Source organism: Microcoleus sp. S1D4, assembly GCF_036700765.1.
GTDB lineage: Bacteria > Cyanobacteriota > Cyanobacteriia > Cyanobacteriales > Microcoleaceae > Microcoleus.
In genome coordinates this window covers 217,603-233,627 of the sequence record NZ_JAUBPP010000008.1, presented here as the reverse complement: position 1 = coordinate 233,627, position 16,025 = coordinate 217,603, and the positions used below count along the sequence as shown (strand labels likewise).

Below are 16,025 nucleotides of genomic sequence, written 5' to 3'. Positions count from 1 at the left end.
ATGGTTATTAAATGGGATCGAAAAATCAAAAATAAAGGCAATGCTATTTTATCCGGTTTAGCTGCGTAGCAGCTTATCACGCACCGGCCAAACGACTCAATCAGGTCAATGCCCAAGGCTAGCGGAAACGATATTTGATAATACTCTCAATATAGCCGTTCTCAAGCTTGGTGAGGTTACCCACCCTTCGACTTCGCGGGCATGATGCCCTATGCCCCATGCCCCATGCCCCATCCCTCCGCTTCGCTCCGCCCACGAGATCACCTCATCTTACTGAGAAAGGCTATATCTGCCTGTAGATAGATGCTTACTTAACTCGCGATCGCACTCGTCCAATCAAAATTAGCACTCTTCACTCAACGATTATTAAGTAAGTTAAAGTTTACTTAAATTTTTATTACACAAACTCGCCAAATCCCGTGAAACATCAGAAAGCGAGTTAAGAGAGAAATAAGGCGATCGCACAGGAACTTCTCCCAAGCAAATGCAAAAAATAAATTTTACACCCCAGCGAAGGCAGAAGCATCCCCGTCTTTTCGCCTTAAGCGCCGTCACATTAGCCACCATCTTGCTGTTATTTATTCTGCCCGCACTGAGTAAGCAGCCAGTAACCCTCACCATGTTAATGCAAGGCCAAGACATTACTAACTGGAAACCCTTTGTCAAAGAATTTGAACAGAAAAACCCCGATATTCGCATCAACCTCATAGAAGGGCCATTTGACACAAACCTCGTAGAAAATCTTTACACATCTGCCTTTTTGTTAGGCGACTCGCCCTACGATATCATCAACATGGATATTGTTTGGGTTCCCAAATTTGCCGCCGCAGGTTGGGTGATGGATTTGACAGACAGAATTCCCCCCAAACAACTATCAAAGTTCATTCAAGGTAACGTCGAAGGCGGCCGATATCGAGGCAAACTTTACCGAATTCCCCACGCTTCCGATGCCGGAATGCTTTATTACCGCAAAGACATTTTAGAACAAGCGGGAATTCCAGCGCCGAAAACCTTTGAAGAGATGGCAAAAATCTCTCAAAACTTGCAAAAACAGGGAAAAGTAACTTGGGGTTATTTGTGGCAAGGCAAACAATACGAAGGAGTATCTGCGATGTTTGTCGAAGTGCTCTCCGGTTTCGGCGGCTTCTGGGCGAACCCTCAAACTTTTGAAGTTGGGTTAGATAAACCGGAGGCAATTCAAGCAGTAGAATTTCTCAAAAATACGATCGCCTCTGGCATTTCTCCACCCGGTGTTACTACCTACGGCGAAGAAGAAACCCGGCTATTGTTTCAAAACGGCAAAGCGCTATTTTTGCGAAATTGGCCCTATGTTTGGAAGCTAGCAAATGCCGAGGGATCGAAGGTGAGAGGCAAAATTGCGATCGAGCCAATGCTCAGCAGTACGGGTAAAACAGGCGGTTCCTGCTTGGGTGGCTGGGGCTGGGGAATTGCCAAAACCTCAAAACATCCAGAACAAGCGTGGAAAGCAATTAAATACCTTACAAGCGAAGCAACCCAGCGTAAATTTATTTTAGAAACGGGTTTAATTCCTAGCTACAAATCCCTATTTACTAACAAAGAAATAGTCGCCAAATATCCTCACTACCCGCAACTGCTAAAAGTAGTGGAACAGCCAGTTTTACGCCCGCCCATAGCACAATACGCTCAAGCTTCTGATATTTTGCAGCGCTATTTGAGTTCAGCTTTTACCGGGAGAATGAGTTCAGAAGAAGCAATGAAAGCAGCAGCTAGCGAAACTCGCAATTTATTAAGCAGTTTGAAACAATCGAAAGCTTCGTAAAACAAGGAACCTACCGAAGAGAATTCGCCGAAGAGAATTCGCCGAATACAACCAGAATGGAACCAGCCGAATGGAATTCGGGGCTATACAAACAATGTCCCCCTCTGCGGACTGGAAGAACCATGAACTGGGAAATGAGGAAGAAATTAGAGATTCATATCAATTCCGGTTGCACTCATACATGATGTCAACAGTCAACTGTCAACAATTAACAATCAACAGTCAACAGTCAACAGTCAACAGTAAATTTACTATTCCGATACTAACGGATTTGATATCAAATATGCAATTAGACAAAATGCGACAGCGCGAACAAAAAACAGGATGGATATTAGTAGCACCAGCATTGATAATTCTGCTGCTAGTATTTGCTTACCCAATATTACGCGCTTTTTGGCTAAGTTTATTCACCCAAAATCTCGGTACAGAATTAAAACTGGTTTTTTCCGGTTTTGCTAACTACAGTCGAATGTTAGGCGACGGGCGTTTCTGGCAAACTTTAAGCAATACCGCAATATTTACAGTCGCCTCTGTTGTGCTGGAATTAATTATCGGCATGGGCATTGCCTTAGTCTTAAATCAATCTTTCAGAGGGCGCGCGATCGTGCGGACAATTTCCTTACTGCCTTGGGCGCTGCCGACTGCATTAATGGGTGTAGCTTGGGCGTGGATTTTTAATGACCAATACGGCGTAATTAATGATATTTTGATCCGCTTGGGATTGATCAAAAATAGCATTAGCTGGTTGGGAGATCCGACTTTGGCAATGATGGCAGTGATTACAGCGGATGTGTGGAAAACTACGCCATTTGTCAGCCTGCTTTTGTTAGCGGGATTGCAATCGATTCCCGGTGATTTGTATGAAGCACACGCCATTGACGGCGCGAGTAGTTGGCAGAGTTTTCGTCAAATTACCTGGCCGCTGCTGATGCCCCAAATTGTGATTGCTATGCTGTTTCGATTTGCCCAAGCTTTTGGCATTTTTGACTTGATTCAGGTGATGACGGGAGGGGGGCCGGCGGGGGCAACGGAGACGGTTTCTATCTACATTTACAGCACGGTAATGAGGTATTTAGACTTTGGCTACGGGGCGGCTTTGGTGGTGTGTACTTTTTTGCTGTTGGTTGCTGCAGTGGCGATCGCCGCTTATCTGTTATCTAGAGCCCGCATCAATTGATTTTAGATTTGAGATTTTAGATTTGAGGATTGTAGATTGTAAATTTTAGATTGCTGAACGGTTTGAATTTTTCCTTTCATTGGTATAAATTATGTCGATCGCCCGCGAACAATCTAACAAAAAAACCTTTGACATCCGGCAACTAATCTTGCCAATCTCAGCGATATTAATCGTCGCATATTTCCTCGCACCCATTGTCTGGCAGGTACTGACATCTTTCAAAATAAATGCAGATATTTCAGCAATTCCCAACGTCTACATACCCAAACAAATCACCTTCGAGCATTACATCTCCTTGTTCCAACGCCGCCCCTTTGCACTTTACATTTTAAATAGCACTTTTGTTTCCATTACTTCCACATTGCTGTGTTTAGCTGTAGGCGCGCCTGCAGCTTACGCTTTGGCTAGGTTGCGGCTGTGGGGCGAGAGAATCATTTTGGCAATTGTAACAATTGTGACGCTATTTCCGGCGGTGCTGCTCTTCTTGGGTTTGTTAGAAATAGTCAAAGCTTTGAGTTTAGGAAATAATTATTTAGCCTTAATTATTCCTTACACAGCTATCAACTTGCCCTTGACAATTTTGGTAATGCGGAGTTTCTTTCAACAACTGCCAAAAGATTTAGAAGATGCGGCAAAAGTTGACGGCTACAACACTTTTCAAATGCTGTGGCAAATCGTGCTACCGATGACATTTCCCGCCTTAGTCACAACCGGAATCTTGACATTTATTTCAGCTTGGAACGAATTTATATTTGCCCTGACATTTATAACTCGCGAATCCATGAAAACAATCCCCGTTGCTACCGCTCAACTCAGCGGGGTGTCAGTCTTTGAAATCCCTTACGGCCCGATCGCCGCCGCCACCGTTTTAGGAACCCTACCCTTAGTTTTCCTGGTTTTGGTGTTCCAGCGGCGCATTGTCCAAGGTTTAACAGCCGGAGCAGTCAAAGGATAGTCAGTTGGCAGTTGGCAGTTGGCAGTTGGCAGTTGGTAGGGGCGATGGATGGTACGTGCGGGCCCTCCTAGTTAGATTCTTCCCTCTTCCTTCGCGCCCTTCGCGCCTTCGCGGTTAGTAATTCTTTCTTCTCTATTCCCTCTTCCTTCTTCCCTCTTCCTTCTTCCTTCTTCCCTCTTCCTTATAAAAATCATGGCAAAACTACAACTAAAAAACCTCAATAAAACCTACAGCCCCAAAGTTGTACCGGTAAAAGATATTAGCTTAGAAGTCAGCGAAGGCGAATTTCTCACCTTGCTGGGGCCCTCCGGGTGTGGCAAATCTACCACGCTGCGGTTGATTGCAGGATTGGAACAGCCAACTCGCGGCGAGATTAGAATTGGCGATCGCAATGTGACATCTCTCAGACCGGGCGATCGGGATATTGCAATGGTGTTTCAAAGTTACGCGCTTTATCCGCACATGACAGTATACGAAAATATGGCATCCAGCCTCAAACTTCGCAAAATCTCCTCCGGCGAAATCAACCGGTTAGTGACGGAAGTTGCAACATCCCTCGGATTGACGGAATTAATCGATCGCAAACCCGGTAAATTATCAGGCGGACAGCGGCAGAGAGTAGCCCTAGGACGCGCCTTAGTGCGCCAACCCGAAGTATTTTTGCTCGACGAACCCTTGAGCAATCTCGACGCATTATTGCGGGAAAAAGTGAGGGCAGAACTCAAACAATTATTTACATCACAAAAAGCTCCTGTAGTGTACGTAACTCACGACCAAACCGAAGCAATGACGCTTTCTACAAAAGTCGCAGTTCTCAACAGTGGTACTGTCCAGCAACTAGATCCCCCACACTTAATTTATAACCGTCCTGCCAATCAATTTGTCGCGGGTTTTGTGGGCAGCCCGCAAATGAATTTGTTTGAGCTTAAATGCCAGGGAAATTCGGCGATGTTGGGCGATTTTAAAGTTCCTTTGCCAAATTGGCCTAGTGTGCCGCCAGAGATTGTCTTGGGAATTCGCCCGGAACACGTCGGTTTTGCAGATGCAGAGGCCGGCAAGATAGCGGCCCCAGAGGCAATTAAAGGTGAGGTTTATTTAGTGGAAAACTTGGGAATGCAAAATTTGGTTAGCGTCCGAGTTAAGGGTGTGGAGTCGGTAACAGTGCGGCTTTTGGTGCCAAATGACCGCCAGTGGAACTCTGAAATTGTAGAGCTGGTTTTGCCGGCTCAGTTCCTGCACTGGTTTGATGTCAGAACGGGCGATCGGCTGCAATAAAAATCGCTCTTGTATAGCGCGATCGAGCTAAATTTGTCTAACTATGTGCTGAATTTTGGTTGTTCGGCTTCTAACTAACTTATGACTTTAGTAAGAGGTAGAAGCATTTTGATGCTGTTAACGTGATATTTGTGTTTGAAAAAGCTAGTTGACTCACACATGGGTTTGGTGTTGAAGAGATTTTATCGCTCACCTATAACTCTATTGATGTGGCTAATTGCAAGTAACATCATTTCCGGTCGATTGCGGTAAATCGAACGGACAGGATCTAAAAGCTAAGTTCGGCTTAAGCTGGCGTTAGCTGCGGATTTTGGAGCGAGTCAATTAGATGAAAAAATGTTGAAAATTATCGCCAATTAACTGACGGAGTATTACCGAGATGAATTTGATTTCTACAGCGATCGCTCGCATCAATTCCCTGCTGAAGGGCTTTCAAATCAAGAGTTTTTTGAGTGTTGTCTTAGTCGGTTTCATGCTGATGACAACGAATGTTGATGCGGGAAACAGCAACAAAGCTTATAACGCACAAGTCGGTTCAAATGGGGATCTCAACAATCCTGACAGACCTCAAACAACTCGGGAATGGAGACAAGAAGCTCGCGAAACTAAAAACGAACCGGGCGAGAGAGCTCAAAAGATCGGGCAAGAAGCAGGAGCTGCTGTGAAAGAATTTGGGGAAATGTACCAAGACACCGCTAAGAGAAGTATCCGCGAATTAAAGGATTAGGAATAGTTTTTTTGGTGGCAAGGGCCGAAAATCCCGTTCCTAATATAGTGCAAGATGTGCATTTAACCTCACATCTCGCACTATTTTTTTAGCTAAATTTAACTTTTAAATTATTTTAAACGATGTAAGATACAAACTTTATTGGTATTGACAGTTTTGGTGCGTGTATGTTTGCCAGTAGTTTAAGCAACGAAGCGTTAAAAATAATATATAAACAAACATATTCACAGTCTTGGTTTGACTTGTCTGCTGTTAGTCCTGCCTGTGTTTCCGGCGACAATTGCCCGCGCTAAACTGCCGGAAAGTTCCGATCCTAACAGCAAACAAATTGCCTCAAAGATGAACTGTGTTTTGGTTTAACTAAACGGGGAGGCGAGATTGTTTAGGAATCAAAATAGCAGCAGTTTGTCAAGACAGCTATCACCCCTCATTTTCGGGAAGGACTAACTGTATTAGACGGCTCCGGGCAGTCTTTAACATTTGGGAAATTCTGATTATATAAAAATCAAACATAGTGATTTTAATTTATGAAAATAGCCCGCAAAAAACTAAATCTATTCATGAAATTATCGGCAGCTACAAGCGCAGTTTTCAGCAGGAGTCAGTGCTGCGGACAATCAGCGAAGTTAAGATTTCTTTCTGATGCGATCGGGCAATTACCGTATTTATGATATTATTTATGGTGAGCGAGGTCATATCCTCAAAGATCAGTAGGGTGCGGGTGCAAGAAAAATCAAAGTTTGTGGGTATCGATCGCACATTGCCTGCCAATTGCTAGAAAAACCAGCCCTGGAGAAAACAAAAATATGACGGACGACGGCAACCCCAAAGCACCAGCGCCCGAAAGCGATGATTCCAAAAATTTTGACGGCATTGCCAAAGCTTTTATTGTGAGCGTAGCTTGGTCTTACGCAGAGGCTTTGGAGCGAACTAAACGCTCGGAAAATCAACAGGAAGCAGCGCAACAATCTCAGACACAATCTGAAACAGAACAAGTCGATCGCGCTCCTGAACGCAACTAATGAAATAGCATTAATAGCAGAAGGACAAAATTCTCTGGTGGCGCTCCTGAACGCGACAGTCAGTTAGCTGTTCTGGGTTGAGAACGATCGACTTAGGACAGCGAGCTGTGCCTTTAAAGCCAGCTTTGTATTGGACTTTACCACAAAAAAACTGACAGCCCGTGATTCTTCAACAAGCTCAAGACAAGCTTTAATCTGGGATGAGAACCGCGTTGCAGGTTTGAATATCCACCTATAGCGGTTCTCAAAAAAGTGAGGTATGCCCACGGAGGCCTATGCCCACGGAGGCCCATGCCGCCTAGTACCTCCTATGAGAGCTTGAAAGGCTATATATCTATCTCTAAAAGAAATTAAAGCTAAACAATTTACGCTTTAACCGCTAGAGTGTACAAAAGAATAACCAATTTTTAGATCGGTCTCATGTCTAATTCAAAAATGATTGGCAAAGCGATCGCAAGTGGCATTTGCTTCGGCATCCTCGCCAGCTTCAACGCTTCACCGGGCCCGGCATCCGCAGCAGAACCAACAATTACCGAAGCAGCCCCCCCGGCCGCTAGCAACATCGACCAGCAACTCCTAGGTCAATGGCAAGGTACAGTCCCATCCGGTCAGTCTTTCACCTTCGTCTTCGCCCCAGAAGGCAAATTGTTTCTCATGGCTAAAGGCCCCGACGGAGCAGCCCGCGCCAAAGAAATGAGATACAAAGTGAATCTCGGTGAAAAACCGATGCACCTGGATGTTGGCCTCAGCAGCACAGAAACCGTTGAAACTGTTTTTGAATTGACTCCCGAAGGACAAATGCGCCTTCAGTTGCAAGGCACCAATCCCGGACAGGCGAGACCTAATTCCTTAAACGAGCAAGCAACCGTGTTTAAAAAGGTCTCCGAGGCCACTGCACTGCCTGCTGACACTCAAGTCATAGGTTTTTGAGAAAATTCCTCTCTGTCAGAAGGCGCTTAAGTAGTTCCGACTTGTCAGTTTTGAGTTCGATCGCAGTTTTTCATTCTATGAAATATAGTAGGGACACAGCAGTGCCGTGTCCCTCCTACCCAAGCATCTATATTTCACTCATCAGCGCGAAAATCGCCATTAGTTAAAAAATTTCTAATTTAAAAATTCAGACTTTCCCCCTGCCTTCTGCCTTGAGCGAGCCCTGCTACAATCCACTTAATCTGTATTTAACTTTTGCCGTAGATATCCATGAGTGAAACCGTCCTCGAAGTTCGCAACCTGCGGGTTGAATTTCCATCTGCCGCCTCCGCCGATGCGTCTGCAACAGTCAAAGCTGTTGACGGCGTTTCGTTTGAGGTCAAGCGAGGGCAAACTCTGGGCATCGTGGGAGAATCGGGGTCAGGAAAATCGGTAACATCCCTGGCCGTGATGAATTTGCTGTCGAGTTCGTCAACGAAGATCGAAGGCGAAATTTGGTTTTCTCCCACCAAAGACGGCGCTAGCCACGGGCCCGTGAATCTGTTGGCCATGCCGGACAGGGAAAAACAAACCTACCGGGGCAGCCAGATTGCGACGATTTTTCAAGAGCCGATGAGTTCGCTAAATCCTGTTTACACGATCGGATTTCAACTCACAGAAGCCATTTGTCTGCACCAAAAAGTATCGCAGACACAAGCGCGGCGCAAAGCTGCTTCGCTGCTGCAAGAGGTGAAGCTGCTACCGGGCGACGAAGAACTCCGGCAAACGTGTTTGGCCCGGCAGCAAGAAGCTGTTCGGGAGGACGATCGCGATTTGATGCAGCTCATCAACTGCCAAAAACAAGCTATGCTCGATCGCTACCCCCACGAACTCTCCGGCGGTCAAATCCAGCGCGTGATGATTGCAATGGCCATTTCCTGCAATCCGACATTATTGATTGCTGACGAACCTACCACGGCTTTAGACGTAACCGTCCAAGCCACAATCTTAGCTTTGCTGCGCGAGTTGCGGGACTCTAGAGGCATGGCAATGATTTTTATTACCCACGATTTGAGCGTCATTGCTGAAATTGCCGATACGGTGGCGGTGATGTACCGAGGCAAGATTGTTGAGTGCGCTGCGATCGAACAAATTTTCAGCAATCCCCAACATCCTTACACAAAAGGTCTGTTAGCTTGCCGCCCAACTCTCGATCGGCAAAGGCGCCGCTTACCGACGGTTTCCGATTTTATGGATGTCAGCACAAATGCCAACGGCGAATTAGTAATTGTCGAGAAAAATATCGATTTAGACGGCGACAGTAGCGGCGGACTTTCCGCTTTTGCCACCGGAAAACCGCCCAGGCTGCCGAATATTTCCCAGCCTTTGTTAGCTGTTAATAATTTGCGAGTCGGTTTTCCCGTGCAGGGAATGTTTGGCGAAACTAAACGCTTGTTTATGGCGGTAAACGATATTTCTTTTGAGGTTTATCCTGGGGAAACTTTGGGTTTGGTGGGCGAATCCGGCTGCGGAAAATCAACTTTAGCAAGAGCTTTGTTGCAATTAATTCCGATCGCCAGCGGTAAAGTATTTTTTGAAGGTCAAGAAATTACTCCTCCTGCGAAAAGTAGTGCGAGAGGGCAGTGGATCGCTAATTATCAAAGGCAAAAAGAGTACGATCGCAAATTGCGGTGGCTGCGGCGCGATTTGCAAATTATTTTTCAAGACCCTTTTAGTTCTCTCGATCCGCGCCTGAGTGTTGGGGCGGCGGTGATGGAACCGATGGTGATTCACCGCTTTGGCAAGAACCAGAAAGAACAGCGCGATCGCGCGGCTTATTTGTTGGATAGAGTGGGTTTGAATCCCGATATTATGCGGCGCTACCCCCACGAGTTTTCTGGCGGACAGCGGCAGCGAATTTGTATTGCTAGAGCTTTGGCTTTGAATCCAAAGTTTATTATTTGCGATGAGTCGGTTTCTGCCTTAGATGTGTCGGTACAGGCGCAAGTTTTAAATTTGCTCAAGGAGTTGCAAACAGAGTTTGGACTGACTTATATTTTTATTTCTCACGATTTGAGTGTGGTTAAGTTTATGAGCGATCGGGCGATCGTCATGAACAAAGGTAAAATCGAGGAAATTGGCACAGCCGATCGCATTTACCGCCAACCGCAACAAGCTTACACCAAGCAACTTATAGCTGCTATTCCGGCGGGCAATTTGGAACGCATTCGCCAACAGCAATTAGGTCGCAAAGCAGCAGACAAGAGTGCCTAAATCTTCGATCGCGAGGCTGACTGCAGATTAAGACCCATTTACACTTATGGACGCAGATTATTTCAATATCTGTCCGCGATTGGCAATTTTATCCGGAATTGCTCGCCCGCGTACCTCGATAAGATTTGGTTCGCACGCGCGAACCCTTTTTGTTTTGGCAATCGGCCGGACATGATATCATTTAACAATGCGCTTCTAATTTACTGTAGATAATTAATTTTTGTGTCGGGACTAGCTAGATTAGGCCAAATGTCCAATGACTGACAGCAATGTTTAGTGCATTATAAGAAATAAACCCTCTAAGCCTGTTGAAAAAAAATCATAAAATAGGTGCGTTAGCTATCAAAAATCACTGCTAATTGCGTAAATATACTTAATTCGCTTGTGGGAATGCTGAGATTTAGGTAGGACTTACAATGCTAAAACTCGCAAATTTAAAATATTTTACACTATTTAAACATTTTTATTGTAAGTTTTCAACAGCCAATATTCCTCTTGATTTTGGAGTGAACAAATGACAGATTCAGTTCATATCAGAAAAAGAAATAATAAATTGTTGCACTTTCTGCCAATGCGGTTGAGAGAAATCACGGCTGCAGAAGTCAACAGAAAACAAAAGACTAAATCCAGAATGCTGTATAAAAAAAACATCAACTTAGAGACGATCGCCCGCAGCAGCCAATTCTCAGTTTTGATAGTCGTACTGCTGGTACTAAACGGGTGGCTGGTAGCAAGCGGTGCCAGTGGTTTGTATGATCGCCCGATCGCCCTGGCATTTTTGGTAATAGCAAATATTGTTCTGCTGGCCGCAGCAGCGGGATGGAACGACTCTGCTGCTAAGAAAAACGATCGCCAATCGGGCAAAACCGACGAGGGCGATCGCTTTTTTAGTCTCTCGCCAGATATGTTGTGCGTCATTGGTTTTGACGGTTATTTCAAACGCATCAACCCAGCAGCAGAAAAAATCCTCGGCTATTCCCCAGCCGAAATGGTTGGCAAACTCTTCATTGAATTCGTGCATCCAGACGATCGCCAAGCTACTATCAAAGAAGCTGAAAGCATTGCTGCGGGCAACAGTAGCGTTGGTTTTGAAAACCGCTGGCTGTGTCAAAATGGGTCTTACAAGTGGGTAGCCTGGACTGTTAGCCCTTTCTGCGAAGAAGAATTGATGTACGCGATCGGCCGCGACGTTACCGATCGCAAACAAGCCCAAGAGTCTCTCCAACACAGCAATTCTATCTTGCGTTCCGTGATAGAAAGCACGCCGGATCTGATTTTTGTCAAGGATCTTGAAGGCCGGTACGCGATCGCAAATTCTGCAGTAGCTCAATTTTCTGGAAAACCGATCGAGGCCATTATAGGCAAAGACGATTCAGCATTATTTCCCGGTGAAATACCCGCTCAAGTTATCGAAGGAGACCGCAGAGTGACTGCTACGGGAGAATGTTTTACTTATGAAGAAGATATACCAAAAAACGGAGTTGTGCGAACGTTTCTCACAGCGAAATACCCTTGGCGTGACTCGGAAGGAAAATTTATCGGCGTTGTGGGCATATCTCGCGACATCAGCGATCGCAAAGAAATAGAAGCCGCGCTACTAGAGAAAAACATCCTCTTGGAAAGCGTCATCGAAAGTACAGGTGACAGCATTTTTGTCAAAGATATTCAGGGCCGCCACCTATTGGTAAATTCTCAGGCTGCAGCCATTATTGGCTTGCCAAAATCGGAAATTATTGGCAAAAAAGATGCAGAATTATTTCCGCCGGAGATTGCAGATATGCTGGTGGAAAATGACCGCCGGGTGTGGCAATCTGGGATTGAGGAAACGATCGAGGAAGCAGGAAAAGATAGCGAGGGTAACATCCGAACATTTCTCTCTACCAAAAGTCCTTTGCGCGATCGACTCGGAAACATCATCGGTGTAGTCGGAGTTGCTCGCAATATTAGCGATCGCAAACAAGCAGAAAAAGCCTTGGAAGAAAGCGAGGAACGCTATCGCTGCTTAATTACAGCCACATCCCAAATTGTTTGGGATACTCAAGCAGCAGGCGAATTTGTCACCGAACAAATAGGATGGAGTGCATTCACCGGAGCGACTTACGACGAAATTAAAGGATGGGGGTGGCTCGATCGTGTCCATCCAGACGACAGAGAATATACTGCCAGGATGTGGTCTGATGCACTTGCCAACAGCACCTTATACCAAATAGAACACCGCTTGCTGCGGCACGACGGCGAGTACAGGTACATGAGCGTGCGCGGTGTGCCCCTATTGAACGCAGACGGCAGCGTTCGCCAGTGGGTGGGAATACACTCGGATATTACAGAGAGCAAAATCATAGAACAAGAAATACAGCAGCAAAAAGAATTTTTGGGCAGCATTTATGACGGCGTAGACTACAGCATTTTCGTAATAGATATCGGCGCAGATGGAGAGTTTCGCTACGCCGGCTGGAACCTAGCAGCCGAATTACTCGGCGGCATCAGCAGCGAATTCGGCCGCGGCAAAACTCCCCAAGAGCTTTTCGATCCAATTACCGCAGGAATGTTCCGGCAAAATTTCATCGAGTGTCTGGAAAAAGGCAGCTCGATTGTCCGCGAATATCCCGCTAGTTTTGACGGTATAGAAGTCTGGTTTATGACAAATCTGACTCCCCTGCGGGATGCCTCGGGCAAAATTTATCGCATTGTCGGCAGTTCCAGCGACATTACAGAACGAAAAAAAGTCGAAGCACAATTGCGCGAACAAGAAGAATTTTTAAATAGCATCTATAACGGCTCCAGTCAAGCTATTTTCGTGGTAGATATCGGCGCAGATAGAGAGTTGCGCTACGCGGGCTGGAATGCTGCTGCAGAAGCCTCTACAGGTTTTTTGAGCAATGATGTCAAAGGCAAAACCCCAGAAGAACTTTTTCCCCCGCCAATAGCAGCAGATTTTCGGCAAAGGTGCGTCGATTGTTTGAGTGTCGGCAGCTCGATTGCCTACGAAGACAGCGCCGAGATCGAAGGCGCAGAACGTTGGTATATCGTCACTCTGACACCTCTGCGCGATGCCTCTGACAACATCTACCGCATAATTGGTAATTCGATCGATATTACGGATCGCAAACAAGCAGAAGCAGCCCTCCAAGAGAGCCAGCATTTTGTCGAGCGCATTGCTAATGCAACTCCAAATATTCTCTATGTTTACGATGATATCGAGCATCGAAATGTCTACAGCAACCGCGAACTCGCTGAAACTCTAGGCTATAGCCTCGAAGAAGTTGCCACAATGGGCAGCAGTCTGTTGCCGACCATTATCCACCCTGAAGATTTAGCTCAATTTCCCGAATCTTTGCAGCAATTAAAAAATTCTCCCGACGACGAGGTTGTTGAATACGAATATCGGGTGCGCGACAAACAAAATAATTGGCACTGGTTCGTCAGCCGCGAAATTGTATTTAGCAGAACTGCAGAGGGAAAAATCAAGCAGCGTCTCGGTGCTGCTACGGATGTTACAGAGCGCAAAAAAGCAGAACAAAGTTTAGCAGAACAATTGAAAATTTCTTTATTCACAGCAGATATTGGAATTGCTCTAACTAAAAACCAGAGTTTACCTGCCACTTTGCAACAATGCACCGATGCAGTTGTGCGCCATTTGGATGCTGCGTTTGCTCGGATTTGGACGCTGAACGAACAGGGAAATGTCTTGGAATTGCAAGCAAGTGGGGGGATGTATACTCACATTGACGGCGCTCACAGCCGCATTGCTGTCGGCCAGTTCAAGATTGGTTTAATCGCCCGATCGCGAAAACCTCACATCACTAATTTTGTGGAAACAGATCCCCTAGTCAGTGACAAAGAATGGGCGAAACGAGAAGGAATGGTAGCTTTTGCTGGATATCCGCTAATTGTTGACAATCAGTTGCTGGGAGTAATCGTGATGTTTGCTCGCCAGGAGTTGCAGGAATCAATACTAATTGCTTTAGCATCAAGTGTTGATTCGATCGCCTTGGGAATCAAGCGCAAACAAACAGAAATGGCTCTCGCCGCCCAAAAGCAAACTTTGAGGGGAATTATTGACAACGCTCCGATCTGGGTGTGGATGTTAAATGCGAGCGGGCGGATGTTATTAGTCAATAAAACTTTCTGCGAAGATGTGGCTGTTCCCGAATCAAGATTTTTAGCAGCCTCTCACTATTCGGAAGTTTTGGGATTAGAAGCATCTGTTAACTGCATGGCATCTGACGCGCAAGCCTGGAGCCAAGATACTCCCTGTTATACTGAAGAAGTGCTGCAGCTTGTTGACGGTGAATATCACCATTTCGAGACAATTAAAACTCAGATCAAAGATGATTTCGGTAACGCGATGGGCTTGATTGGTTTGGGTGTGGACGTGACGAAACAAAGAGAAGCTCAAAGACAGTTAGAAGAGTCGGAAGCAAGATTCCGCAAATTAGCGGAGCAGGAAACGCTGCTGAACCAACTAGCTAGCAATATCCGCCAATCTCTGGATTTAGATACTATTTTAGCAACAACTGTACACCAGATTCGCGATTTGCTGCGACTCGATAGCTGTGTGTTTATTTGGTATAATGCAGAGGTGTCGCCGCCAGTTTGGGAGGTGCAGTATGAAGCAAGAAATGCCAATCTTTCTTCGCTTTTAGGTGTATTTCCTATTAGTGCAACTGGTTCTCATGCGGAGCGAATTGCTAATTTGGAAATAATTCGGATCGATGATTTTGAGACTGTTACCGATCCAGTAGAGCGGGAGTATTTCACTAATATAGGATTCCACTCTCTGCTGAACATTCCGGTTCAAACATCTGCAGGTAAAATTGGGGTCATTGGCTGCACTTCATCTAGCGGAGTGCGGTATTGGAGCGATGAGGAAGTGGAACTTTTGGTGGCGGTGGGCAATCAATTGGCGATCGCCATTAATCAAGCAGAACTCTACACTCAAAGCGTCGATTCAGCCCGGATCGCGCAAGAACAAACTGCCCAACTCGAAACAACTCTGTGCGAACTTAAGCTTGCTCAAACTCAACTCGTCCAAGCCGAAAAAATGTCCAGTCTCGGTCAGATGGTAGCAGGAATTGCCCACGAAATCAATAACCCAGTCAGCTTTATTTTCGGCAATCTAACCTACACTGAAGAATACACCGGAAACCTAATAAAACTGCTGCAAATGTATCGAGACGAACACCCAGAACCTTCTCCAAATCTTCAGGAAGAAATAGAGCGGTTAGAACTGGATTTCTTGCTCGACGACTTGCCAAAAATGCTATCTTCGATGCAGGTAGGAGCAACTCGCATCCGGGATATTGTGCGGAGTTTGCGAAATTTCTCTCGTCTCGATGAAGCTGAGATGAAAGATGTTAATATTCACGAAGGCATCGACAGCACATTAATGATTTTAGAACACCGTGTGAAAGCTCAGCAAGACCGCGCAGCCATTAAAGTCATTAAAGAATACGGAGAATTGCCGCTGGTGGAATGCTACGCCGGACTGTTGAATCAGGTGTTTATGAATATTATCGCTAACGCGATCGATGCTTTACAATATCCGCCGGAAAATCCGGGAATTATCCGCATTCGTACAGAGGTAGAAGGTACTTGCGCTAGGATCGTAATTGCTGATAACGGTTCAGGTATCAGCGATAAAGTCAAGCAGCGGATATTCGACCCTTTCTATACTACAAAACCGATCGGTTCCGGTACGGGGATGGGTTTAGCAATTTCCCATTCAATTATTGTCGAAAAACACAAAGGTAAAATCAACTGTTTTTCGGCGATCGGGAAAGGTACTGAATTTGCAATCGAGATTCCGATTAAAAGAAGAGAAAATTAAATAAGTTTGTAGTGAGGACTTTAGTCATCAGAGTTTGATATAATATTAAAAATCT

At 45.5% G+C, this 16,025-nt stretch carries 12 protein-coding genes; 11 read left to right on the top strand and 1 reads right to left on the bottom strand.

Translation table 11 applies throughout. From position 1 onward, the window contains the following. Positions 1-484: 484 nt before the first annotated feature. The 3 genes from QT998_RS11330 to QT998_RS11320 all read left to right on the top strand — a co-directional run bounded on the left by QT998_RS11330 (position 485) and on the right by QT998_RS11320 (position 3,933). Complete coding sequence (locus QT998_RS11330; RefSeq protein WP_333114677.1) at positions 485-1,801, top strand: ABC transporter substrate-binding protein; 1,317 nt, start codon at positions 485-487, stop codon at positions 1,799-1,801. A 283-nt stretch (positions 1,802-2,084) separates the two neighbouring features. After that, entirely contained in the window at positions 2,085-2,978 is an 894-nt protein-coding gene (locus tag QT998_RS11325) for a carbohydrate ABC transporter permease (protein ID WP_333089516.1), read from the top strand. 91 nt (positions 2,979-3,069) lie between these two features. Beyond that, positions 3,070-3,933: a carbohydrate ABC transporter permease gene (locus QT998_RS11320; protein WP_333089301.1), complete on the top strand. Its 864-nt coding sequence runs from the start codon at positions 3,070-3,072 to the stop codon at positions 3,931-3,933. Positions 3,934-4,004: 71 nt separating this feature from the next. Here the strand turns inward: QT998_RS11320 and QT998_RS11315 are convergent, their stop codons facing one another. After that, positions 4,005-4,127 (bottom strand): hypothetical protein, encoded by a 123-nt coding sequence (locus tag QT998_RS11315; RefSeq protein WP_333114675.1) that lies wholly within the window; start codon positions 4,125-4,127, stop codon positions 4,005-4,007. Here QT998_RS11315 and QT998_RS11310 point away from each other — a divergent pair. The 8 genes from QT998_RS11310 to QT998_RS11280 all read left to right on the top strand — a co-directional run bounded on the left by QT998_RS11310 (position 4,126) and on the right by QT998_RS11280 (position 15,970). Beyond that, positions 4,126-5,208 carry an ABC transporter ATP-binding protein gene (locus tag QT998_RS11310; RefSeq protein WP_333114673.1) on the top strand — a complete coding sequence of 361 codons (1,083 nt, stop codon included), beginning with the start codon at positions 4,126-4,128 and terminating at the stop codon, positions 5,206-5,208. The two genes, QT998_RS11315 and QT998_RS11310, sit on opposite strands and share 2 nt — an antisense overlap. A gap of 379 nt (positions 5,209-5,587) precedes the next feature. After that, positions 5,588-5,935: a hypothetical protein gene (locus QT998_RS11305; protein WP_333089309.1), complete on the top strand. Its 348-nt coding sequence runs from the start codon at positions 5,588-5,590 to the stop codon at positions 5,933-5,935. Between the two features lie 419 nt (positions 5,936-6,354). Beyond that, positions 6,355-6,429: a hypothetical protein gene (locus QT998_RS27475; RefSeq protein WP_442921963.1), complete on the top strand. Its 75-nt coding sequence runs from the start codon at positions 6,355-6,357 to the stop codon at positions 6,427-6,429. A 20-nt stretch (positions 6,430-6,449) separates the two neighbouring features. Next, complete coding sequence (locus QT998_RS11300) at positions 6,450-6,578, top strand: DUF3574 domain-containing protein (protein ID WP_333089311.1); 129 nt, start codon at positions 6,450-6,452, stop codon at positions 6,576-6,578. A gap of 163 nt (positions 6,579-6,741) precedes the next feature. Further along, entirely contained in the window at positions 6,742-6,957 is a 216-nt protein-coding gene (locus tag QT998_RS11295) for a hypothetical protein (protein ID WP_194008835.1), read from the top strand. Positions 6,958-7,377: 420 nt separating this feature from the next. Beyond that, the gene (locus QT998_RS11290; RefSeq protein ID WP_333089312.1) at positions 7,378-7,887 is read left to right on the top strand and encodes a hypothetical protein; all 510 of its coding nucleotides are present in this window, start codon (positions 7,378-7,380) and stop codon (positions 7,885-7,887) included. A 270-nt stretch (positions 7,888-8,157) separates the two neighbouring features. Continuing rightward, the gene (locus QT998_RS11285; RefSeq protein ID WP_333114671.1) at positions 8,158-10,140 is read left to right on the top strand and encodes an ABC transporter ATP-binding protein; all 1,983 of its coding nucleotides are present in this window, start codon (positions 8,158-8,160) and stop codon (positions 10,138-10,140) included. Positions 10,141-10,654: 514 nt separating this feature from the next. Further along, entirely contained in the window at positions 10,655-15,970 is a 5,316-nt protein-coding gene (locus QT998_RS11280) for a PAS domain S-box protein (RefSeq protein ID WP_333114669.1), read from the top strand. Positions 15,971-16,025 lie beyond the last annotated feature (55 nt).

Excerpts from the sequence above, each read along its gene's own strand:
- QT998_RS11330 (WP_333114677.1), top strand. The coding sequence starts at position 485 with ATGCAAAAAATAAATTTTACACCCCAGCGAAGGCAGAAGCATCCCCGT.
- QT998_RS11325 (WP_333089516.1), top strand. The coding sequence starts at position 2,085 with ATGCAATTAGACAAAATGCGACAGCGCGAACAAAAAACAGGATGGATA.
- QT998_RS11320 (WP_333089301.1), top strand. The coding sequence starts at position 3,070 with ATGTCGATCGCCCGCGAACAATCTAACAAAAAAACCTTTGACATCCGG.
- QT998_RS11310 (WP_333114673.1), top strand. The coding sequence starts at position 4,126 with ATGGCAAAACTACAACTAAAAAACCTCAATAAAACCTACAGCCCCAAA.
- QT998_RS11315 (WP_333114675.1), bottom strand. The coding sequence starts at position 4,127 with ATGATTTTTATAAGGAAGAGGGAAGAAGGAAGAAGGAAGAGGGAAGAA.
- QT998_RS11305 (WP_333089309.1), top strand. The coding sequence starts at position 5,588 with ATGAATTTGATTTCTACAGCGATCGCTCGCATCAATTCCCTGCTGAAG.
- QT998_RS11295 (WP_194008835.1), top strand. The coding sequence starts at position 6,742 with ATGACGGACGACGGCAACCCCAAAGCACCAGCGCCCGAAAGCGATGAT.
- QT998_RS11290 (WP_333089312.1), top strand. The coding sequence starts at position 7,378 with ATGTCTAATTCAAAAATGATTGGCAAAGCGATCGCAAGTGGCATTTGC.
- QT998_RS11285 (WP_333114671.1), top strand. The coding sequence starts at position 8,158 with ATGAGTGAAACCGTCCTCGAAGTTCGCAACCTGCGGGTTGAATTTCCA.
- QT998_RS11280 (WP_333114669.1), top strand. The coding sequence starts at position 10,655 with ATGACAGATTCAGTTCATATCAGAAAAAGAAATAATAAATTGTTGCAC.